Origin of the sequence: Roseiflexus castenholzii DSM 13941 (assembly GCF_000017805.1) — a bacterium.
In the GTDB taxonomy this organism is placed as follows: domain Bacteria; phylum Chloroflexota; class Chloroflexia; order Chloroflexales; family Roseiflexaceae; genus Roseiflexus; species Roseiflexus castenholzii.
Window position 1 is genome coordinate 583326 of sequence record NC_009767.1, and the last position, 22336, is coordinate 605661.

At 60.0% G+C, this 22336-nt stretch carries 13 protein-coding genes; 12 read left to right on the forward strand and 1 reads right to left on the reverse strand.

The genetic code is table 11. The features are described from left to right. Window position 1 precedes the first annotated feature (1 nt). From RCAS_RS02360 to RCAS_RS02400, 9 genes are all read left to right on the forward strand, one after another. On the forward strand, window positions 2–1345 hold the full coding sequence (locus RCAS_RS02360; protein ID WP_011997992.1) for a glycosyltransferase family 4 protein: 1344 nt from the start codon (window positions 2–4) through the stop codon (window positions 1343–1345). A 310-nt stretch (window positions 1346–1655) separates the two neighbouring features. Further along, complete coding sequence (locus tag RCAS_RS02365) at window positions 1656–2558, forward strand: glycosyltransferase family 2 protein (protein ID WP_041330143.1); 903 nt, start codon at window positions 1656–1658, stop codon at window positions 2556–2558. A gap of 559 nt (window positions 2559–3117) precedes the next feature. Beyond that, entirely contained in the window at window positions 3118–4659 is a 1542-nt protein-coding gene (locus RCAS_RS02370) for an efflux RND transporter periplasmic adaptor subunit (protein WP_011997994.1), read from the forward strand. A 490-nt stretch (window positions 4660–5149) separates the two neighbouring features. Then, window positions 5150–6322: a glycosyltransferase family 4 protein gene (locus RCAS_RS02375; RefSeq protein ID WP_011997995.1), complete on the forward strand. Its 1173-nt coding sequence runs from the start codon at window positions 5150–5152 to the stop codon at window positions 6320–6322. 10 nt (window positions 6323–6332) lie between these two features. Beyond that, window positions 6333–7559 carry a glycosyltransferase family 4 protein gene (locus RCAS_RS02380; protein WP_011997996.1) on the forward strand — a complete coding sequence of 409 codons (1227 nt, stop codon included), beginning with the start codon at window positions 6333–6335 and terminating at the stop codon, window positions 7557–7559. 1 nt (window position 7560) lies between these two features. Beyond that, window positions 7561–8442 (forward strand): glycosyltransferase family 2 protein, encoded by an 882-nt coding sequence (locus RCAS_RS02385; protein WP_011997997.1) that lies wholly within the window; start codon window positions 7561–7563, stop codon window positions 8440–8442. 12 nt (window positions 8443–8454) lie between these two features. Next, window positions 8455–9639 (forward strand): glycosyltransferase family 4 protein, encoded by a 1185-nt coding sequence (locus RCAS_RS02390; RefSeq protein WP_011997998.1) that lies wholly within the window; start codon window positions 8455–8457, stop codon window positions 9637–9639. A gap of 21 nt (window positions 9640–9660) precedes the next feature. Beyond that, window positions 9661–11106 carry an O-antigen ligase family protein gene (locus tag RCAS_RS02395; RefSeq protein ID WP_232280134.1) on the forward strand — a complete coding sequence of 482 codons (1446 nt, stop codon included), beginning with the start codon at window positions 9661–9663 and terminating at the stop codon, window positions 11104–11106. Continuing rightward, complete coding sequence (locus tag RCAS_RS02400) at window positions 11103–12707, forward strand: sialidase family protein (RefSeq protein ID WP_011998000.1); 1605 nt, start codon at window positions 11103–11105, stop codon at window positions 12705–12707. The genes RCAS_RS02395 and RCAS_RS02400 overlap by 4 nt, the downstream gene beginning before the upstream one ends. 1779 nt (window positions 12708–14486) lie before the next feature. On the opposite strand, the gene RCAS_RS02405 is transcribed toward RCAS_RS02400, so the two are convergent. After that, window positions 14487–14828 (reverse strand): hypothetical protein, encoded by a 342-nt coding sequence (locus tag RCAS_RS02405; RefSeq protein WP_041330144.1) that lies wholly within the window; start codon window positions 14826–14828, stop codon window positions 14487–14489. Window positions 14829–15020: 192 nt separating this feature from the next. Here RCAS_RS02405 and RCAS_RS02410 point away from each other — a divergent pair, with 192 nt between their 5' ends. The 3 genes from RCAS_RS02410 to RCAS_RS02420 all read left to right on the forward strand — a co-directional run bounded on the left by RCAS_RS02410 (window position 15021) and on the right by RCAS_RS02420 (window position 20089). Next, the gene (locus tag RCAS_RS02410) at window positions 15021–16685 is read left to right on the forward strand and encodes a hypothetical protein (protein ID WP_011998001.1); all 1665 of its coding nucleotides are present in this window, start codon (window positions 15021–15023) and stop codon (window positions 16683–16685) included. A gap of 6 nt (window positions 16686–16691) precedes the next feature. Then, window positions 16692–18242, forward strand: coding sequence for a glycosyltransferase family protein (locus tag RCAS_RS02415; protein ID WP_011998002.1), 1551 nt, complete (start codon window positions 16692–16694; stop codon window positions 18240–18242). Window positions 18243–18514: 272 nt separating this feature from the next. After that, window positions 18515–20089 (forward strand): ArnT family glycosyltransferase, encoded by a 1575-nt coding sequence (locus tag RCAS_RS02420; RefSeq protein ID WP_011998003.1) that lies wholly within the window; start codon window positions 18515–18517, stop codon window positions 20087–20089. Window positions 20090–22336: the final 2247 nt, after the last annotated feature.

A 22336-nucleotide genomic window follows, 5' to 3' on the forward strand; every position in this document is an offset into this window, starting at 1 on the left:
CATGAAGATTGTTCTGCCGGTTCATCATTTTTTGCCGCGCTACACCGCCGGCGCTGAGTTGTACACCTATCGCCTGGCGCGCTGGTTGCGCCACCATGGGCATGATGTGGAAGTCGTCGCTGTGGAGTCGGTCGATCATGAGAAACCGGGCGTCTTCGATGTAACGTCAGACACGTTCGATGGCATTCCGGTGTATCGGTTGCATTTCAATCGGTATGCGCAGGAGCGACATTGGGAATACGATAATCCGCTCATCGGCGAATGGTTTGCGCGTTACCTCGAACAGGAGCGCCCCGATTTGGTTCACTTTCAGGCTGGCTATCTGATGGGTATCGCGCCGCTGCGAGCCGCCGTTGCCGCCGGTCTGCCGACTGTGCTGACCCTGCACGATTACTGGTTTATCTGCCCGCGATGGACCCTGCTGCGCGGCGATGGCGCGCTGTGCCGTGCCGTTCCCGATGATCCTGCCGAATGTGCCTGGTGTCTGCGCCTCGACAGGCGCCGCTTCCGCCTGCCGGAGCGGGTGACAGGCGGCAGGTTCGGGGAGATCATGCGTCGCGCTGGCTATGATCCGGGACGCGAGTCTATTGCGTTGCGTCGTAAGGCGTTGCTCTCCTCGCTGGCGCTACCGGACGCCGTCGTCGCTCCTTCCCGTTTTCTGGCGCAACAGGTGCGCGCTTACGTGCAACCAGAACGTCTGCACGTCTCGCGTCTTGGTCTGGACCTGACACTCTTCTCAGACGTGCAGCGCGATAAAGAACATCGGACTCTCCGGATCGGATTCATTGGACAGATCGCGCCACACAAGGGGGTCCACCTGCTCATTGCCGCGTTTCAGAAGGTGCAGGCGCGCTTCGGCCGCATCGAGTTGCACCTCTACGGCGGATTGACCGCGAATCCGGGGTATGTTGCCCGGCTGCGCCGTATGGCAGCAAAGGACCCGCGCATTCATTTCCACGGCAGAATCGAAAACACGAGCGTTCCTGCGACGCTGGCGAGTCTCGATGCAATCGTGGTTCCATCAATATGGTACGAGAACTCGCCATTGGCGATTATGGAGGCGCACGCTGCGGGAACGCCGGTGGTAACTGCCGACATCGGCGGTATGGCTGAACTGGTGCGCGATGGCGTCGATGGTCTGCACTTCCGCTTCAACGACGCTACCGACCTGGCGCATGTTTTGCAGCGATTGGTTGATGAGCCTGATCTGTTGTCCCGCTTGCGATCCGGTATTCAGCAACCGCGTAGCATCGATGAGGAGATGGTTCAGGTTCTCGCTATCTACGATGATGCCATCGCTCGCCGTAGCGCTCCGGTCGTGTGTAGCAGTGAGCAGAACGATTGAGCCGCTTGTGTAGCGTTGGGAGTGGGCGCCGTGGGTGCGGAACGCGGGCGAGGCTCGCGCAGGACATGCGAGCGAGCCGCTCGCGCTCCCAGGGAACGCGGGCGAGCGCTTGTGCTCTCAAGTTGCGACCACTCGATACCAATGACCGGTGAACATCCAGCATGGTCACCCCGAGCCGCGCGAGGGGTCGTGCGCGACCCGCGCCGATTCCGCGCTGCGTTTACCCTGAGCGAAGCGAAGGGCTCGGAATGACACGCATGCGGCATCTTCAATCGTCATTGGTAGATATGGGGCTGTCAGGATGCGTCGGATGTCTCCCCGAGTCTTGATTATCATCCTCTGCTACAACGGCGTTGCCGACACACTGGCGTGCCTGGAGTCGTTGCAGCGCGTCGAGTATCCGTCGTTCGACCTGCTGGTGATCGATAATGCGTCGAGCGACGGTACGCCGGAGGTGGTGCGCGCGCGGTTTCCGCAGGTCAAGGTTATCGAGAACGGCGCCAACCTCGGTTTTGCCGCCGGCAATAACGTCGGGTTGCGCTATGCGCTGCGCCATGGGTACGATTACGCCTTGCTGCTCAACAACGATACTGAAGTCGCGCCAGACTTCCTGGCGCGCCTGATCGATGCCGCCGAGTCGGACCCGAAGATTGGCGCCGTGGGACCGACGATCACCTACTACGAGCGTCCCGACCTGATCTGGTCGGCTGGCGGGATGATCGACTGGAAGCGCGGTATTGCCGTCATGCGCGCGAATGAAGTCGATAGCGGGCAATACCATGAGCCGGCCGACGTCGATTTCGTGACCGGATGCGCGCTCCTGGTCAAACGCGCAGTTTTAGAGCGCGCCGGGTTGCTCGATGAGCGGTTCTTCATGTATTTCGAGGAGACCGAATGGTGCGTGCGCATCCGCCGTGCCGGGTTCCGCATTCTGCACGTGCCGCGATCGCGCGTTTTACATAAGATTCCCCTTAATGCTCGCTTCGACAAAGAGTACCTGGCGTACTACATGACCCGCAACCGTCTCCTCTTCCTGCGCGCAACCGGCGCGCCGCTCCGCGCGTGGCTCGATGCGCTCCTCATACAAGACCTGCGCACCTACCTCAGCATGGTAATGCGCCCGAAATGGCGCACGCGGTCGGGACGCATCGGGATGCGCCACGCCTGGATCGACTTCTGGCGCGGACGGTTCGGGAAGTGGGAGATGAGGTAAGGTTAACAACATTTCATTCAGGCGAGAGGGGAGAGGGAAGAGGCGAGAGGCGAGAGGGGTTGCGAGTGGTCGTTGAACGCGCCGGCGCTAACATGGCACTGCAACGTCTCGAAATGTGAGGCGTAGGGGCGCTCCCCTGTGGGCGCCCCCGTGGGGGCGCGGCAGTGCGTAGGGGCACTCCCCTGTGGGCGCCCTTTGTAGAGCGTAAACAGTCACCTCAGTAGCCCCATGATTCAGAAGAACAGGTGCGCAGGTGAAAGGCGCACATATGACCCGCTCTGCATCCTTTGCGGCTCTGTGGTTCCAACCAGCAGGCGCACACGTGGCAGAATGTGCGAGTGAATGGTGCACGTGTTGTTCCTCTCTGTGCCCTCTGTGGCTCTGCGGTTCAGAAAAACAGGCGTGACCGGAGTGGTAAAGAGCACCCGGTTTCGCAATGACAATATCGTCAATCATTCTCCCCACCCATTTAGAGCGCCGTCACCCCTGCGTGCTATAGTCTTGGCAGGTTCGCCTGTTTGTGATACAGGCGTGGCATCCGTGGAAGGAGAGCGCAGTTATGCGGAAGATGATTGTTGGCACAGCACTGATTGGGAGCCTCCTCCTCTCTGCGTGTGGTTCGCTGGCATCGGCGCCCCCTACCCCCGAAACCTGGACGCCGCCGCCGGCAACGGCGACGCCGGCGCCTACTGTCATTCCAACGCCAACGCGCCCGGCGTTGACGACGTATACCGTTCAGCGCGGAACCATCGAGCGCAGCGTGGAATTGCAGGGGCGGGTCGCCGCCGTTGGGGAACGCGAACTCTCCTTCGCCGTCGATGGGGTCGTTAAAGCAGTCTATGTGACACCCAACACCAATATCACCAGGGGTCAGGTGCTGGCGGAGCTCGACTCCGGCGAACTGGATGATCGCCTGACGCAGGCGAAACAGCAGTACGCGCAGGCGCGGCGGCAACTCGAACGAGCGCTCAATGAGCTGCGCTTCCCGCTGCGGCGCTCTGAGATCGACCTGGAAGCAGCACGCGCGACGCTGGCACAATTGCTTGCCCCGCCCGATGCCGCGAAAGTGACAGCCGCGCGCGCTGCCCTCCAGCAAGCCGAGGCAGCCCGTGATCGGGCGCGCAATGATGCGTCTGCCGTCAAAACCCGCGCAGAACTGGCGCTCCAACAAGCGCAAAAGCGTCTGATTGCCGCCCAGGCGGAGTTTAGCGCTGCTTCATACGCCGTCGAGCAGGACAAAACCGACAATCGGGCGCAGGAGCGTCTCGCGCGCGCAGGTGATGCGTTGCGTGCAGCCGAAGAAGACGTCGCGCGGCTTCAGATTGAGTACGACACGGCGCGTAACAATGAGATCGCCGCCGTCCAGGCTGCCGAGGCTCAGGTTGCTATCGCACAGGCGGCGCTCGACGAGTTGCTCAAAGGTCCTGATCCGCTGAGAGTAGCAGAAGCGCGGCGCAATGTCGCCCTGGCGGAACTGGCCGTCGAGCAGGCGCGCAGCGCCATTCAGGTCGATCCCACCCTCGAACGCGCCGTCGAAGAAGCAAAGAAGGGTGTGGAAGACATTCAGCGCCAGATCGAATCACTCAAACTGGTCGCCGGGTTCGACGGGCAAATCCTGGCGGTCAACATTGCTCCTGGTTCTGTCACGCGCGCCGGAGAACCGGTGTTCATCGCGCTGGACCCGTCGGTCGCCGCCGATGCCCTGGAGGTGCTGATCACCAGCAGTGCTGCGCCGCTGGTTGTCGGGCAGCCGGTGTCGATCACCTTCGCGCGTTACCCCGGCGCCACATATCAGGGAACGGTGATCAGCATCCCCGGCAGTGGACCGGGTGGCGCACTGAGCGGCTACCATATTGCTTACGAGCCGACCGATCTGAAACTGTCATCTGGCGATGCGGCAACCGTGACCGTCGTGCTGGCGCGGCGCGAAAATGCGCTCTGGCTGCCGCCCAAAGCCATTCGCGCCGACTCGCGTAGTTATGTGCTGGTGCAACGTGGTGATCGCCCCGAACGGGTGGATATCGAAACGGGGTTGACGACGCCGGATCGCGTGGAAATCTTGAGTGGTCTGAATGAAGGCGACGTGGTCATTGGACAGTAGCGCAGTGAGGTTGTACCAATTACGATTGAAGATGCCGCATGCTTGCCATTCCGAGCGCCGCATGCTTGTCATTCCGAGCGCCGCATGCTTGTCATTCCGAGCGCAGCGAGGAATCTGAGCGGGTCGCGCACGACCCCACGCGCTGCTCGGGGTGACCATGCCGGATGGTCACAGGTGATTGGTATCATACCACGCGGGTCACGGACGTGAAGGGCAGGCGCCATTATCCTCGCAGAAGCAGGGGTGAATCATGAGGATCGGCATTGACGCCCGCTATCTCTCCCATAGACTGGTAGGCGGGGTCCATACCTATGAAGATGCCGCATGCTTGTCATTCCGAGCGCAGCGAGGAATCTGAGCGGGTCGCGCACGACCCCACGCGCTGCTCGGGGTGACCATGCCGGATGGTCACAGGTGATTGGTATCATACCACGCGGGTCACGGACGTGAAAGGCAGGCGCCATTATCCTCGCAGAAGCAGGGGTGAATCATGAGGATCGGCATTGACGCCCGCTATCTCTCCCATAGACTGGTAGGCGGGGTCCATACCTACATCAAACACTTCGTTGCAGAACTATGCATGATCGCTGCCGATCATCAGGTCTTCCTGTACGCCGACACCAAATGTCCGTTTGAGTTGACCAATTTGCCGGCGAACGTCACGCTGCGTCTGCTGCCGTACCGCGGACCGCACTCCAGTGTGTATCTGGATTACGTCGGGCTGCGGCGTGTTATGGCGCGCGACCGTCTCGATGTGGCGCACTACCCGGCGAACTACGGATTTCGCGTCCCCGGCGCGCGCACTGTGGTGACTCTGCACGATGCGCTGACCATCATGCCGCTGCGCGAGACGCTCTTCAGTTCTGGTTCCCGCCGCACGCTGCGCTCAATGGCGATGACCGTCTACCTCTATGCTGGATCGCGGCTCATGCTCCGCGATGCTGATCTACTGCTAACGGTTTCGCAGCATGCAAAGCAGGACATTCTGCGCTACTGTCGCTTCGATCCTCAGCGGATCATCCCCATCCCGCATGCGCCGACGCCGGATATGCGGCGGATCGAGGATCAGGCAACGCTCGACGTTGTGCGGCAACGCCACGGGATTGCGGGGCGCTTCGTCCTGGCGGATGCACTGAAGAATCCTGGCGTGCTGGTACGCGCCTGGCGGCGACTGCCGCAACCGGTGCGCGAGAGCCGCCGGATCGTCTTCTTTTCGCGCCATTCGGCGCCGCTACCGGTCGTGTTTGAGGCGGTCGAACGCGACGGCGCGTTGCTGCTGTTCAACCCGCCACGCGCCGACCTGGTGGCGCTGTACAGCATGGCGGATGTGTTTGTGTTCCCCTCATGGTTCGAGGGATTCGGTATCCCGGTGCTGGAAGCGATGGTCTGCGGCGCGCCGGTGATCGTGTCGGATCGCGGTCCTTTGCCGGAAGTCGCCGGTGACGCGGCGCTGGTGATGGATGCCGAGGATGACGCCACACTTGCCCGCTATCTCGAAAAGGTGCTGATCGACCCATCGGAGGCAGCGCGATTGCGCGAACGTGGGTTTGCGCACGCTGTACGGTTCAGTTGGCGCAAGACAGCGCAGCGGATTCTGGAGATCTACGAGCAGGCGGCGCAGATGACGTATCGCGCGTCCGCCGCCGCGAACGTGAGTCGCTGAGGTAACGACAATGCGCATTCTGGTACTCACATCCTGGTGGCCCGAACCGGCGGATAATGGCATCAAACTGCGAATTCGCCATCTTCTGCGCGCGATTGCTCGCCGTTATGAAATCCATCTCGTAGCGCTCACCCATGATGGCGCCGACACGACCCAACGGCAGGAAGTCGATCAACTGTGCGCATCGGCAATAATGCTATCGGCGCCCCGGAGAAACCCGCGTCGTCGCGATGTGATCGCCAGTTTGTGGCACACACAACCGGCATCCGTGCGGGTTCGGTGGGAGCCGCAGTGGAGCGCCGTCGTGCGTGAACGGGTGGCGACGCTGAAGCCGGATATTGTTCTGGCGGTGGAACTGTCGACCGCTATTTACGCCCATGACCTTCCTGGAGTGGTGCGCATCCTCGATGATCCCGAACTGGTTGAACTGTCTGAGTGGCGTCGAGCGCCTTCTCCCGCCAGGAAGCTACGCGCCTGGTTAACGTGGTACAGGCAATGTTCCTACGTTCGCTATCTGTTGCGCTCGTTCGCCGCCTGTAGCGTCGTTTCGGAAGCGGAACTCGACCTGGTGCGCCGCCTGGCGCCTGCAAATACGCGCCTTGCCATGATACCGAATGGCGCAGAGATTGGCGAAGGTCCAGGCAATTGGGGCGAACCACAACCGGACACGCTCATTTATCCCGGCTCACTGACCTACAGCGCCAACCTGGACGCAGTACACTATTTTCTCAACAGCATTTTTCCACATATCCGCCGCAGGCGACCGGATGTGCGATTGCGGCTGACCGGACGAGTCGAACCGGAACATCTTGTGGCACTGCCATCGCTGGAAGGCGTGGATGTGCTGGGATTTGTGCCTGATATTCGATCTGAAGTCGCGCGCGCGTGGTGTGAGGTGGTTCCGCTGCGTGAGGGAAGCGGCACGCGCCTCAAGGTGCTGGAGGCGTTGGCGCTTGGCACGCCGGTTGTCTCGACGCCGAAAGGGGTTGAGGGATTGGACCTGGAACATGGACGCCATGTGATGATCGCCGACACGCCTGAGTCGTTTGCTGACGCCACGCTGCGCGTACTGGAACAGCCGGAGTTGCGTGCGCAACTGGCCTCCCAGGGACGCCAGCGCGTCGTCGAACGATATGACTGGCGGGTGATTGGACAGCAGATGAACGATCTGCTCGGCGAGGTTGTAGAGCGTTATCGATGGATGGCGCCCGGACGCCCGCGCATCGGGAATGCGTGACATGAACACTCTATCGATTATTATTGTTAACTGGAATACGCGCGATATTCTGCTCGATTGCCTCGACACCATCGTAGCGTACCCGCCGCAGCGCCCTTACGATATCTGGGTTGTGGACAACGCCTCACGTGATGGGAGCGTCGCAGCCGTGCAGTCGCGCCATCCATATGCTCATATCATCGCAAATGCAGAGAACCGGGGATTTGCGGCGGCGAATAATCAGGCAATCGACGCTTCCTGCGGTGATTACGTTCTCTTACTCAACAGCGACACGCTTGTTCGCGCGCAGGCGCTGGAGCGTATGGCGCACTTCCTGGACATCCATGCCCGGGTTGGGGTTGTTGGCGCCTGCCTGCTTAATGCCGATGGAACGCTCCAACCGTCGTGGTCCGCCTTCCCATCGTTCTGGGCGGAACTGCTGGGACGCAATGTTCGCGCGCGTCGACCGTATGGCACGGTTGATGGCAGCACGGCGTATGCCGTGGACTGGGTCGGCGGCGCGGCGCTGATGATTCGTCGTGAAGTCATCGCAAAGATTGGTGCGCTCGACGAGGGGTACTTCATGTACTCGGAAGAGACCGACTGGTGCTTCAGAGTGCGCAAAGCCGGCTGGGACGTCTGCTACCTGCCGCACGCAACTATTGTGCATCTTGGCGGTCAGAGCAGCCAGAAGGCGAGCGCGCGTATGAAGGCGGAACTCTACCGCAGCAAAATACGCTTCTACACAAAGCATTATGGTCGGCATCAGGCATATGCGCTGAGCCTGGCATTGCGCGCTGCGTTATACGGCAAGACGCTGATCAAGAGAGTGAGGGGGCGAGCCGGAGCGGATTGCGATCTTCATCTCCTTGCTCAAGCATTGAATGTCCCACGCTGGCACTGAAAGGGTCACACCATGAAGATCGGCATCGATGCGCGTTTTCTGACTCACCCGCAACCCGGCGGCTTCAAAACCTACACCGAACAGTTAGTTCGTGCACTGCTAAACGTCGATGCTGAGAATGAATATATTCTGTATGTTGACCGTCCGCCCGACGCGCGCATGGTCGCATCATTGACGCCGAATGCAACCGTGCGCATCGTGCCGGGGACGGCGCCGTTTATCGGCATGCCCTGGCGCGAGCAGGTCGGGCTGACCGTGCAAGCAAAGCGTGACCGGATCGACATCCTTCACGCACTCTGCCTGACAGCGCCGGTGCGTGCGCCTTGCCCGCTGGTTGTGACGATCCACGATACCATCTGGCTGTCTCCCCATCGTTTTACAGGGCGGCGGAAACGAGCGCAGCGCTCCTTGATGGATATGTACTATCGGTATGTGCCACAGATCGCAGCCCGGCGGGCAAGCGCGGTGGTGACGGTATCGCATGATGCGCAAGCGGCGATTGTGCAGCATCTTGGCATCCCTGCGCATCGCGTGTTTGTTACCTATGAAGCAGCGGCATCGATCTATCGCACTCGTGATCGGGCGCTTGCGATCAATGCTGTGCATGAGCGATTTGGTCTGAGCAAAGGGTTTATTCTGGCGCTTGGGTCCGCCGATCCGCGCAAAAACATTTCCACGCTTATTCGCGCATATGCTCATGTACCGGAACACATGCGAATACACCACGAACTCGCAATTGTGTGGACGCACCCATTACTGGCGGAGTCGATCCTGGCGGAAGCGCGTGTGCGTGGTGTCGAAGGGCAATTACGCTTCTTGCGGCAGGTCTCGAACGATGATATGGTCAATCTCTACAATGCTGCGGCGCTGTTCGCTTTCCCGTCGCGGTATGAGGGATTCGGTCTGCCGATCCTGGAGGCGATGGCATGCGGCACACCGGTTGTGGCTGCGAACAATTCGTCGATTCCGGAAGTTGCCGGCGAGGCGGCGCTACTGGTCGATGCCGAGAGTCCATTAAGCATCGCTCGTGCAATAGAGCGCCTGTTGAACGATGCCTCGCTGCGCGATGAACTGCGCGCGCGGGGCATACAGCGTGCTGCAAGTTTCTCATGGCAACGCTGTGCGCGTGAAACGATTGCGGTCTATCAGAAGTGCTCCATCGGTCGTGAGGATGTTGGCGCGATGCGTGTTGTCTGAAAAAGGATGTCTGCAACGTTTATGCGCACAATGCTCAACCAAAAGAGGCGTCACCTGAAGAGCAGCCTGACAGCACGACAACCCCTTCCTGTATTTCGTTCCTTCCTGATAGTCGGCGTGTTGCTCGGCATTGTCGGATTGAGCCTGGCGGCTGGGTACGTCATCGGCGCCGATCGGAAATTCGTCGCGCTGGCGATCTTCGGTCCGCTGGCGGCGATACCGGTTTTCTTTCTTGTCAGTCGGCATTTTACCTATGCGATACTGTCTTTGCCCATAGCAGCAATGGCGATCCCGATTGATATACCGACGGGAACGTATACGAAAATACCGATCTCACTGGTTATTGCAACAATGCTCTGCGGTATATGGATCACGTCGATGGCGATCCGCAACAATTGGCGACTGGCGCCGTCGCCGATTAACCGTCCAATGATCGTATTCTGCATTGCCTGTACGATATCGTTGATATGGGGAATTGTATGGCGTGATCCTATACTACGGATGGATATATTTTCGAACTTCATCGTTGTTCAGATCGCTTCTCTCGTTACTTATGCAGTTTCTGTCGGGGTTGCGCTGTTGATCGGTAATTTTCTTTGGAATGAGGGTCAAATCAAGTATCTTATCGGTTGCTTTTTGTTTTTTGGGTCGCTCATGACCATATTTCAAATCTTGAGGATCGATCATAGAATCCTTACAGACCGTGGATTATGGGGATTATGGACGGTTATTCCTGCTTATGCGCTGCTGATTACGCAACCCGGCTTGCGCTTGCGTTGGAGATTGCTTCTGCTGGCGCTCATTGTCGCTAATCTGTATCAAACGATCCTGATCAATCTGCTCTGGAAATCGGGATGGATTCCGACGGTTATTGCTATCTTTGCAGCGACATTGATCCGTTCACGGCGTTGGTTCGTTGTGCTGGCCGTTGCAGTGATTGTGTTGGTATACACACAACAAGATTTTTTCAATCAGATGATCGAAACAGAGTTGAACGAAGGCGCCGATGGTCGGATCGGTATGTGGGAGATCAATCTGCGCGTGGTTGGCGAACATTGGCTGTTCGGCACCGGTCCTGCCGGGTATGCGCCGTACTATATGACCTACTACCCCTACGATGCGCGCTCGACGCACAACAACTATCTCGACATCATTGCTCAGTTTGGCGTGGTTGGTTCGATAATCTGGCTCTGGTTCGCGTTTGCCAGCACAAGCGAAGGTTTGCGCCTCTACCGTGAAGCGCCGCCTGGATTCCTCAAAACCGCAGCATTGACCACGGTCAGCGGTTGGATCGGCGCGCAGGCATCGATGTTCTTTGGTGACTGGATTCTGCCGTTTGCCTACAACCAGACGATTAACGGCTTCAAATACACGGTTTATAGCTGGTTTTTCGTCGGTCTCCTGATCAGCCTCCGGCAGATCATTGAGCGGCGCAAAGCGACCCAAACGGTGAGCAATAGCGTATGAAACGTCTGACGATACTGATTGCCGGTCTTCTGGTAGTCATCAGTCTGGCGCTGTCGCACTCCCCGGCAGCGGCGCAGCGCAGCCGCTGGACGACGCCCTTTGAGGTGTCGCCGCCGGTCACGGAAGCGACGTCAGCGCAGGCAGCGCCAACTCCGCCTCCTGCCGGACAGAAGGCGGTGCGCTATGGCTCATCGTGGTTTCCAAGCCTTGCCATCGGTCCAACGGGGAGCGTTCATATTGTATGGTATGGTGGCATTGTCACCACTGCCGGCAATGAGGGGTCTATCGATCTCCTCATGTACCGCGAGTTGCGTGACGGCGTCTGGTCGCCGTTCAATGATGTCGTGCAGACTGCAACAGGCGGATATACCGTTCGCAACAGTATTGTTATGAGTCGTGACGGGAAATTGCACGTCTTGCTGCGCATGGGCACGACGATCCGGCATGTCAGCGTTCCATGGGATCGGGCGTGGACCGCAGCGGCCTGGAGCGAACCGCGAACGGTTGGCAGGAGCGGTTATTACGTGGCGCTAGGAGTGGACAGTCAGGCGCGATTGCATGCCTTCTGGTCGCAAGGAGTCCCGGACGAACCGGGTAAGCCGCGTCCCGAATGTCCGAACTGCGCTAATCTGTTCTATCGCTATTCCGATACTGGTGGCGAAAGCTGGTCGGAACCTGTGAACCTGTCGAATTCGCCCTATGGCGATAACCGACCACAAGTGAAAGTGGATAGTCGTGACCGGGTGCATGTCATATGGGATCAGGGGAAAGACTGGTATGCCGGTCTGGGCAAACCAAAGCAGGGGGTGTACCGTCGCTCGGATGATCGCGGCAACACCTGGCGACCGCCGGTTTATTTCACCGTTCCTGACGATGCGATCCAACAGACCACTCTCGGCATTGCGGCGGGCGATAACCCGATCGTCGTCTATCGCACGCTCAAGGGAACGCTCTACTACCAGTACTCGCGTGATGGCGGCGATAGCTGGAGTCTGCCAGACGTGCTGCCCGGCGTTGTTGCGCGAGATACCCGCGGGAATGATCTCGACCAGTACTCCATGGCTACCGATAGTGAAGGGAATGTCCATCTCCTGATGGTTGGCTACCCGACGACAATATCCAGCATCGCTCCTGGCGCCGCGCCGTCGATGGTGTTGCACCTGGTGTGGAATGGCTCGCGCTGGAGTTCGCCCGAAATCGTGTCGGCAAACGAGTTCTATCCCGAATGGCCCGTTATTGCCGTGTCGAACGGCAATAAACTCCACGCCGTCTGGTATACACGCCGGGGAGACGGCATAGCAGCAGACGAGCGCGACCGCTATCGTATCTGGTATAGTTCGCGCCAGCTGGATCTTCCGGAAACTGCACCGCTGCCACTGTTTACGCCGGTTCCGACGGCGGTGCCAACCGCTGTGCCTACTGCAACTCCAATTCCTCCCACGTCCACTCCCCTTCCAACCGATGTTGCGACCGCGCCACCGATCAGCGGTCCTCCCCGCTGGGAGACGACGGCGCTGCCGGTGCTGGCGCTGGCACTGCTGCCGCCTATCGGGGTCATTGCCGGTGTTTATGCCTTGCGTCGATGGGGGAAACGCCGATAGTCTCACCTGGATGACGGTCCCACAGCACGAGTCGCGCCGTCTGCTGTTTTCCGGCCGATGGTCTGATTGCTGATGGCAGCGCTGCCTCCGAGTTATTGTGACAATAAAGGCAGAAACACCCTCGACCGCACTGCGACGGCGTTCCCCAGGTGACAATCGACGTAGGACGGGCTTCCGCAATGAAATCCCCCGCCTCTGATGCGTGCAGGTCCTTGCTGGTATGCATTGGCTCTGCCGTCGTGGAGAGTGCGATGTGTCGCAGTGTTCCGGCAGCGTATGCCTCAGCGACGCATCTCATACCAATGACGCTTGAAGATGCCGCATGCTTGTCATTCCGAGCGCAGCGACTTGTCATTCCGAGCGCAGCGAGGAATCTGAGCGGGTCGCGCAAGACCCCTCGCGCTGCTCAGGGTGACCATGCCGGATGTTTACAGGGAATTGGTATGAGAGGCGAGAGGCGAGAGGCGAGAGGCGAGAGGTGAGAGGCGAGAGGCGAGAGGTGAGAGGCGAGAGGCGAGAGGCGAGAGGCGAGAGGCGAGAGGCGAGAGGTGAGAGGCGAGAGGCGAGAGGCGAGAGGCGAGAGGCGAGAGGCGAGAGGTGAGAGGCGAGAGGCGAGAGGTGAGAGGCGAGAGGTGAGAGGTGAGAGGCGAGAGGCGAGAGGTGAGAGGCGAGAGGCGAGAGGCGAGAGGCGAGAGGCGAGAGGCGAGAGGCGAGAGGCGAGAGGCGAGAGGTGAGAGGCGAGAGGCGAGAGGCGAGAGGCGAGAGGTGATACCAATGACGCTTGAAGATGCCGCATGCTGGTCATTCCGAGCGCAGCGACTGGTCATTCCGAGCGCAGCGACTTGTCATTCCGAGCCCTTCGCTTCGCTCAGGGTAAACGCAGCGAGGAATCTGAGCGGGTCGCGCACGACCCCTCGCGCTGCTCAGGGTGACCATGCCGGATGGTCATCGGTCATTGGTATGAGAGGCGAGAGGCGAGAGGTGAGAGGCGAGAGGCGAGAGGTGAGAGGCGAGAGGCGAGAGGCGAGAGGCGAGAGGTGATACCAATGACGCTTGAAGATGCCGCATGCTGGTCATTCCGAGCGCAGCGACGGGTCATTCCGAGCGCAGCGACGGGTCATTCCGAGCGCAGCGACGGGTCATTCCGAGCGCAGCGACGGGTCATTCCGAGCGCAGCGACTTGTCATTCCGAGCGCAGCGACTGGTCATTCCGAGCGCAGCGAGGAATCTCAGCGGGTCGCGCACGACCCCTCGCTTTGCTCGGGGTGACCATGCCGGATGTTTACAGGGAATTGGTATGAGAGGCGAGAGGCGAGAGGCGAGAGGCGAGAGGTGAGAGGCGAGAGGCGAGAGGTGAGAGGCGAGAGGCGAGAGGCGAGAGGCGAGAGGCGAGAGGCGAGAGGTGAGAGGCGAGAGGCGAGAGGCGAGAGGTGAGAGGCGAGAGGCGAGAGGTGAGAGGCGAGAGGCGAGAGGTGAGAGGCGAGAGGCGAGAGGCGAGAGGCGAGAGGCGAGAGGTGAGAGGCGAGAGGCGAGAGGCGAGAGGCGAGAGGCGAGAGGTGATACCAATGACGCTTGAAGATGCCGCATGCTTGTCATTCCGAGCGCAGCGACGGGTCATTCCGAGCGCAGCGACTGGTCATTCCGAGCGCAGCGACGGGTCATTCCGAGCGCAGCGACGGGTCATTCCGAGCGCAGCGACGGGTCATTCCGAGCGCAGCGAGGAATCTGAGCGGGTCGCGCACGACCCCTCGCGCTGATCGGGGTGACCATGCCGGATGTTCACCGGTCATTGGTATTAGGGGTCATGCGGTCGCCGGATTGACTCCAGTACGTGATGATCGGTCGGGCGCTGATGATCGTCTTCCCCGGCGGAATCTGGTTGAAACCAAAGCGCAGGTGCGCGCGCGAAGCAGGGCAAATCGGCGATTCCAGATCGGCTGGCGACCCTGAGACGGCTATCTTCGCACGCATGATCGGCGAGTTCGCACCGGGTTTGATCGGCGAGTCGGGATTGCCCTCGTGCCTGCCGTTGCAATTGCCGTCGGCGCCGACGCTGGCATCAATGACAGTACTGCCAGGCAATCTGCGGCGAATAGCGGGAACAGGGTCAGTTGACTGCACCTGTCGTAGCCAGCGTCCGGCGTCGGATATGCAGTGTGAGAAAGAGTAGAGCCATGCACATGCAGCGTAAGTTACAGAATTATCACCCGCCATCCGCCGCGATACAGAGCGCCGTCATCCCGGCGTGCTACGCTCTATCCGCTGGAACATGCACAAACCCAACGATCAACACACAGGAGAGAATAGACTCCTATGGCAGTCACCACATCAGCGGCATCGACGGATGTTGCAACACGAACGACACGCTCGCGCGAGCGCGTGTTTCTTGTCCTGGTATGGGCGCTGGCGCTAACAATCAGTTCGTTGCCTGTTCTCGCAGGGTATCTGTTTGCAACGCCGGAGCGTCAGTTTGTCGGGATTGTGTACAATATGCCGGATCACGCGCAGTACTTCGCCTGGATGCGCGACCTGGCGCGCCAGCCGCTGGCGCCGAACCGGTTGACGCCTGAGCCGAATGCCCCGGCGTTTTTCAATCTGCTCTGGTGGGTCGTCGGGCGTGTCGGGGCGTTGACCGGACTCGAATACGCTGCACTCTGGTCGGGGTTGCGACTCGTGGCGGCAGCAGCAGTGCTGGCGGCGGGATATGCCTTTGTGAACCTGGCGCTTGCCGATGGTCAGCAACGTCGGCTGGCGTACCTGATCTTCATCTTTGGCAGCGGTCTCGGGTTTATCTGGGTGATTGTCAAGTATGCCTACCGCCTGCCTGAAGCGCCGTTTCCGTTCAACATCTACACTGCTGAAACCAACACCTTCTGGATCCTAACGGCGTTTCCGCACTTCGGCATGGCGCTGGCGTTGATTGTGGCGATGATGGCGCTCCTGCTTCAGGCGTTGCGCACAGGACGCTACCGCTATGCCGTGGCGTGTGGCATTCTGGGAGCGATTCTGGGGTTGCAGCATGCCTACGACCTGATCACCATCTACACTGTGATGGGAGCGTTTGGTCTGCTCATCTGGCGGCGCGACCGGCGTTTCCCTGGGTTTTTGTTCCGTTGCGGGTTGATTATTTTCGCGCTCTCTGCGCCGGCTGCGGCGTATCTGTCGGCGCTGGTGCTCCTCGACACCACGTGGGGCAAAAAATTGAGCCAGTTCGACAATGCTGGCGCGTGGACGCCGCCGCCGTGGGAGTTGCCGATCCTGCTGGGTGTTCCTTTCCTGCTTGCGCTGCTCCACTTTCGCCCTCGCGCTTTGCAGAGCCGGAGTGATGCGGAAGTGCTCGTTGCAGTCTGGTTTGTGCTCCACTTTGTGCTGGCGTATCTGCCGGTCAAGTTTCAGATACATCTGCTGCTCGGCTGGCAGATGCCGATTGCCGTCCTGGCGGCGGCGGCAATCGCCACGCGCATTGTTCCCTGGTTTCAGCAGCGCCATAGCGCATTGTTGAAACCGGCGCTCGCTTTTCTCGTTGCGCTCATGGTGGCGACCAATGGTTACCTGGTTGCCTGGCGGTTTGTTGATTTCCGCCGTCTCGAAGCGCCCTACTACCTGACGCGCGGCGCGGCGGAGTCGCTGGCGTGGCTCGAAGCCCATGCCACTTCCAGCGATGTCGTGCTGGCAGACCTTGAGTATGGCCAGCATGTGCCGGTGCGCTCCGATGCTCGCGCGTTTCTGGCGCACTGGGCGGGCACACTCGATTTCTTCGACAAAAAGGTGATGGTGCGCGAAGTTTTTGACCCCGCCACCTCAGATATGCGCCGCCGGGAGATCCTGTCGGCGTATGGGGTGACCTATATCGTTGCTCGTGGGCGGGATCAGGCAGCGGCGCTCGATCCGGCGGTTGGACGCTATTTGACTGTGGTGTTCTCCGAAGGTGATACGACGATGTATCGAGTAACACCGGTGCATCTGCCGAATGGGTAGGATACTATGAGTCTCGTCTCTCGCTTCCGGGTTGAAATCCTGCTCTTCCTCCTTCTGCTGGCGTGCTACGCTTACTTTCCGCCGCGCTGGGCGGACTGGAATCAGAACTCGCGGCTGAACCTGACACTGGCGATTGTTGATGATGGTTCCTTCCAGATCGACCGGTTCGTCGCCAATACCGGCGATTATGCGAAGTACAACGGGCACTACTACAGCGACAAAGCGCCGGGTACGTCATTCCTCGCTGTTCCGGTGTACGCCGCCGTTCGCCCGTTGCTCCAGACGGCGCCGGTACAGCGGATGATCGAGCGCGTTGGTTCGTCGGCGGCGTTTGGCGAGACGCTGCGACCCGATGGAAGCGGCCTGGCGATGGAGAAGGTTTACTTCGCGCTGGTGTTAATGATCGTGTCGTTCGTGACGGTAGCCGTTCCATCGGCGCTGCTTGGCGTTCTGTTGTATCGTTTTCTCGAACTGTTCGACCTGGGGGCGAGTTGGCGCGTTGCGCTCGCGCTGATCTATGGGCTGGCGACGCCTGCCTTTCCCTACTCAAATGCGTTCGTAGGGCATCAGCAGGTGGCGGCGATGCTTTTCGTCTCTTTCTGGATGGCGTTCCTCATCGGGCAACGACGCCTGGCGCCGCACTGGTCGCTGCTCATCGGTGTGTTGCTGGGATGGACACTGATCACCGAGTATCCGGCGGCGCTGATTGTGGCGGGTGTCGGATTGTATCTGCTCGTCGTTCTGCCCGACCGTCGCTGGATTGTGGGTGCGGCGCTGGCGGGTGTGCCGCCGCTAGCGTTGATGATGGCGTACAACGACGCAATCTTTGGCACAGTGATGCCGGTCGGTTACAAGTACTCGGAGTTGTGGCAGGCTGAGCATCAATCCGGTTTTATGAGCCTTGCAGGACCGAACCGCGAGGCGCTGTGGGGCATCACCTTTGGCGTACACCGCGGTCTCTTCCTCCTGGCGCCGGTGTTACTGATCGGTCTGGTGGGGTTCGTCGCCTGGTGGCGCAGTGGAACGCACCGCCGCGAACTGGCGGTTTGCGTCTGGGCAGTCGTCAGTTTCCTGCTGTTCAACGGGTCGTCCGTCATGTGGAGCGGTGGTTTTGGCGTCGGACCACGCTACCTTGTGCCGATGTTGCCGTTTCTGGCATTCGGCATCGGCGCCTTCGTTGCGACGTGGGGTGCGCAATGGCGGGTGCGCGCAGTGTTGGGCGTCACAGGCGTCTGGTCGTTCCTGAATGTGTGGGCGCAGACGATTGGCGGGCAGAGTTTTCCGCAGTATCAGCCTAACCCATTACTGGACTATTCGCTGCCGGAACTGGTTGCGGGCAATGTGGCGCGCAACCTGGGCATGGCGCTGGACCTCGGCGGTTGGGCGAGTCTGCTGCCGCTGGCGCTGGTGGTGCTGCCGGGGTTGGTCATGCTCTTCCGGTCGGTAGAAGAAAAACGATCATTGCAGGTAGAAGGGCGTTGGATTGAGAACCGAGAACTGAGAACTGAGAACCGAGAACTGAGAACTGAGAACCGAGAACTGAGAACCGAGAATTGAGAATTGAGAACTGAGAATTGAGAATTGAGAACTGAGAATTGAGAACTGAGAATTGAGAACTGAGAACTGAAGGTCAGGGGTTGGGGTGGAGGTGCAGGGTCAGGTGTTCCGTCACTATCACGCGACATAAGATCCAACCGGCGAAGGAAGAGTCATACGCAGCATTCGGCGCCGGAACGTTCCTCTGCTGGCGTTCGTAGAAGGCGCGGTAGGGGCGCCCTGGCGAGGTCGCGCAGGGGCGCCCGTGGCCAGTACACAGGAGAGTTTCATCCATGATTCGTCCAGAAGCGCACAGCGCTCCACATCTTCAAACAACGCCAATGACCGTTGGCGCCTCTCGGATTCTTGTGGCAACGCTGTTTATCGTGGCAGTGTTGCTGGCGACGATCAATCTGCCATATGCGCCGCGGACCTGGTTTGATGAGGGATCGCACCTGCACGTGCCGAAAGCATTGGTGCAGTACGGCAAGTACGCCGACATCAGCGCCATCCCTGATGGACGCATCGAGTTTCGCTACCACGGACCCACGATTGGTATCGGTCCGACCATTATGCTGCCGGTTGCGGCGGTCTACCAGGTGTTCGGTGTCGGTCTGACGCAAGGGCGACTGGTAATTGTGATCTATTTTGCCATTGCGCTTGTTGCCGGATATGCGCTTGCGCGTCGTCTGTATGATCGCCAGACTGCACTGATCGCGCTGGCGCTCCTGCTGGCGTCACGCACGGTCAATTATGAGGGGCTGATCGAGTATGGGAGGCAGGTGCTCGGCGAGGCGCCCGGCGTGGCATTCGTCTTTCTGGGAATGCTGGCGTGGCTGACGGCGTTGAAGACAGCAGCGCAACCGGCGCTGCGGCATGCGCACCGGACGTGGAGCATACTGGCGGGGCTGGGGTTTGGTCTGGCGTTGGTCACCAAGAACCAATTTGTGCTGATTATCCCGCCGGCGCTGGCGCTGACAGCGTTGCTCGACTGGCGCTACTATCGGGCGGGAACCTGGACGCTGCGCCTGATTCCGCCGATTGTTGCTGTTGGTTGTTTTGCGCTCTGGACGGTCGTGCAGTTTGCGCTGCTCGGTCCTGGCACATTCTTTGAAAATCTTCAGCAAACCCGGCAGGCTGCTGGCGGGGCGATTTTCGTTTTCAACCTGCGTTCGACCCTGCGCGCCGGGTATTACCTGTTGCGTCCCGATCTGTTCGGCGGGCTGGTTGTGCCGGCGCTGGCATACACTATCTGGCGCGCGCGCCGCCGCACATCGCAGGGGTTGAACGAAGCGCTGCTGGCACTGATCATTGGTCTCTGGCTGGCGTGGTTCGTCGGCGTTTCCCTCGGCTGGCCCCGCTACGCCTTTCCGGCAGTCGCACTGAGCGCTCTGACCGTCGCGCGGCTGGCATTCGATACGATTGTCTGGCTGCGCCGCGTGTTGCCGGCGGCAGCAACAATTGCCGCCATCTACCTGGTTGTCATCATCGTGCTGCCGATGGCACTAACAGTGCGCGTGGTGTTCACGCCCGATGATAGTGCACAGCGGTTCGCCGCATATCTGAATGCGAATGTGCCTGAATCGGCGATCATTGCTACCTGGGAGCCGGAATTGGGGGTGCTGACCGATCACCGCTATCTCTACCCGCCCCAACCGACCCTGGATCAGGCAGTGCGGCACACCTGGCTGGGAGGTGATCCGGTGCGCTACGACTGGTACGCAGATCGACCGGAGTATGTTGTGGTCGGCAGTTTCGGCGGTTATACCGGCGTGTACCATACGCCCGAACTGGAACGCCACTATATTCGTGTGGCGCAGATGGGTACGTATGCGTTGTACCAGGTTCGGGCGGGGAGTGGGGAGTAGGGAGTGGGGAGTCTTCGAATAACCCTGTATTGCCATCGAGTGCTGATGCGTGTGCTGCCAGGTCGCACGTTCTTTGAGTAGCGGGCTAAAGCCCTTGCTCAGGACATTGTAAACCTGTGCTGCCAGGGCGCACGTTCTTTGAGTAGCGGGCTAAAGCCCTTGCTCAGGACATTGAAGCCCCGTAGGGGCTTGCACGATCTCAGCCAGGGCTTCAGCCCGCAGCTTTGTAGTGCGCCAACATCGTAAACCTGTGCTGCCAGGGCGCACGTTCTTTGAGTAGCGGGCTAAAGCCCTTGCTCAGGACATTGAAGCCCCGTAGGGGCTTGCACGATCTCAGCCAGGGCTTCAGCCCGCAGCTTTGTAGCGCGCCAACATCGTAAACCTGTGCCGCCAGGTTGCACGTTCTTTGAGTAGCGGGCTAAAGCCCTTGCTCAGGACATTGAAGCCCCGCAGGGGCTTGCACGATCTCAGCCAGGGCTTCAGCCCGCAGCTTTGTAGTGCGCCAACATCGTAAACCTGTGCCGCCAGGTCGCACGTTCTTTGAGTAGCGGGCTAAAGCCCTTGCTCAGGACATTGAAGCCCCGCAGGGGCTTGCACGATCTCAGCCAGGGCTTCAGCCCGCAGCTTTGTAGTGCGCCAACATCGTAAACCTGTGCCGCCAGGGCGCACGTTCTTTGAGTAGCGGGCTAAAGCCCTTGCTCAGGACATTGAAGCCCCGTAGGGGCTTGCACGATCTCAGCCAGGGCTTCAGCCCGCAGCTTTGTAGCGCGCCAACATCGCTTCGAGGTCGCGCGGCTTGCACGATCTCAGCCAGGGCTTCAGCCCGCAGCTTTGTAGTGCGCCAACATCGTAAACCTGTGCCGCCAGGTTGCACGTTCTTTGAGTAGCGGGCTAAAGCCCTTGCTCAGGACATTGAAGCCCCGCAGGGGCTTGCACGATCTCAGCCAGGGCTTCAGCCCGCAGCTTTGTAGTGCGCCAACATCGTAAACCTGTGCCGCCAGGGCGCACGTTCTTTGAGTAGCGGGCTAAAGCCCTTGCTCAGGACATTGAAGCCCCGTAGGGGCTTGCACGATCTCAGCCAGGGCTTCAGCCCGCAGCTTTGTAGTGCGCCAACATCGTAAACCTGTGCCGCCAGGTTGCACGTTCTTTGAGTAGCGGGCTAAAGCCCTTGCTCAGGACATTGAAGCCCCGTAGGGGCTTGCACGATCTCAGCCAGGGCTTCAGCCCGCAGCTTTGTAGCGCGCCAACATCGCTTCGAGGTCGCGCGGCTTGCACGATCTCAGCCAGGGCTTCAGCCCGCAGCTTTGTAGTGCGCCAACATCGTAAACCTGTGCTGCCAGGTCGCACGTTCTTTGAGTAGCGGGCTAAAGCCCTTGCTCAGGACATTGAAGCCCCGTAGGGGCTTGCACGATCTCAGCCAGGGCTTCAGCCCGCAGCTTTGTAGCGCGCCAACATCGTAAACCTGTGCCGCCAGGTCGCACGTTCTTTGAGTAGCGGGCTAAAGCCCTTGCTCAGGACATTGAAGCCCCGCAGGGGCTTGCACGATCTCAGCCAGGGCTTCAGCCCGCAGCTTTGTAGCGCGCCAACATCGTAAACCTGTGCCGCCAGGTCGCACGTTCTTTGAGTAGCGGGCTAAAGCCCTTGCTCAGGACATTGAAGCCCCGTAGGGGCTTGCACGATCTCAGCCAGGGCTTCAGCCCGCAGCTTTGTAGTGCGCCAACATCGTAAACCTGTGCCGCCAGGTCGCACGTTCTTTGAGTAGCGGGCTAAAGCCCTTGCTCAGGACATTGAAGCCCCGTAGGGGCTTGCACGATCTCAGCCAGGGCTTCAGCCCGCAGCTTTGTAGCGCGCCAACATCGCTTCGAGGTCGCGCGGCTTGCACGATCTCAGCCAGGGCTTCAGCCCGCAGCTTTGTAGTGCGCCAACATCGTAAACCTGTGCCGCCAGGTCGCACGTTCTTTGAGTAGCGGGCTAAAGCCCTTGCTCAGGACATTGAAGCCCCGTAGGGGCTTGCACGATCTCAGCCAGGGCTTCAGCCCGCAGCTTTGTAGCGCGCCAACATCGCTTCGAGGTCGCGCGGCTTGCACGATCTCAGCCAGGGCTTCAGCCCGCAGCTTTGTAGTGCGCCAACATCGTAAACCTGTGCTGCCAGGTCGCACGTTCTTTGAGTAGCGGGCTAAAGCCCTTGCTCAGGACATTGTAAACCTGTGCTGCCAGGTCGCACGTTCTTTGAGTAGCGGGCTAAAG

Coding starts and splice junctions, on each gene's coding strand:
- RCAS_RS02360 (WP_011997992.1), top strand. CDS start 2: ATGAAGATTGTTCTGCCGGTTCATCATTTTTTGCCGCGCTACACCGCC.
- RCAS_RS02365 (WP_041330143.1), top strand. CDS start 1,656: ATGTCTCCCCGAGTCTTGATTATCATCCTCTGCTACAACGGCGTTGCC.
- RCAS_RS02370 (WP_011997994.1), top strand. CDS start 3,118: ATGCGGAAGATGATTGTTGGCACAGCACTGATTGGGAGCCTCCTCCTC.
- RCAS_RS02375 (WP_011997995.1), top strand. CDS start 5,150: ATGAGGATCGGCATTGACGCCCGCTATCTCTCCCATAGACTGGTAGGC.
- RCAS_RS02380 (WP_011997996.1), top strand. CDS start 6,333: ATGCGCATTCTGGTACTCACATCCTGGTGGCCCGAACCGGCGGATAAT.
- RCAS_RS02385 (WP_011997997.1), top strand. CDS start 7,561: ATGAACACTCTATCGATTATTATTGTTAACTGGAATACGCGCGATATT.
- RCAS_RS02390 (WP_011997998.1), top strand. CDS start 8,455: ATGAAGATCGGCATCGATGCGCGTTTTCTGACTCACCCGCAACCCGGC.
- RCAS_RS02395 (WP_232280134.1), top strand. CDS start 9,661: ATGCGCACAATGCTCAACCAAAAGAGGCGTCACCTGAAGAGCAGCCTG.
- RCAS_RS02400 (WP_011998000.1), top strand. CDS start 11,103: ATGAAACGTCTGACGATACTGATTGCCGGTCTTCTGGTAGTCATCAGT.
- RCAS_RS02410 (WP_011998001.1), top strand. CDS start 15,021: ATGGCAGTCACCACATCAGCGGCATCGACGGATGTTGCAACACGAACG.
- RCAS_RS02415 (WP_011998002.1), top strand. CDS start 16,692: ATGAGTCTCGTCTCTCGCTTCCGGGTTGAAATCCTGCTCTTCCTCCTT.
- RCAS_RS02420 (WP_011998003.1), top strand. CDS start 18,515: ATGATTCGTCCAGAAGCGCACAGCGCTCCACATCTTCAAACAACGCCA.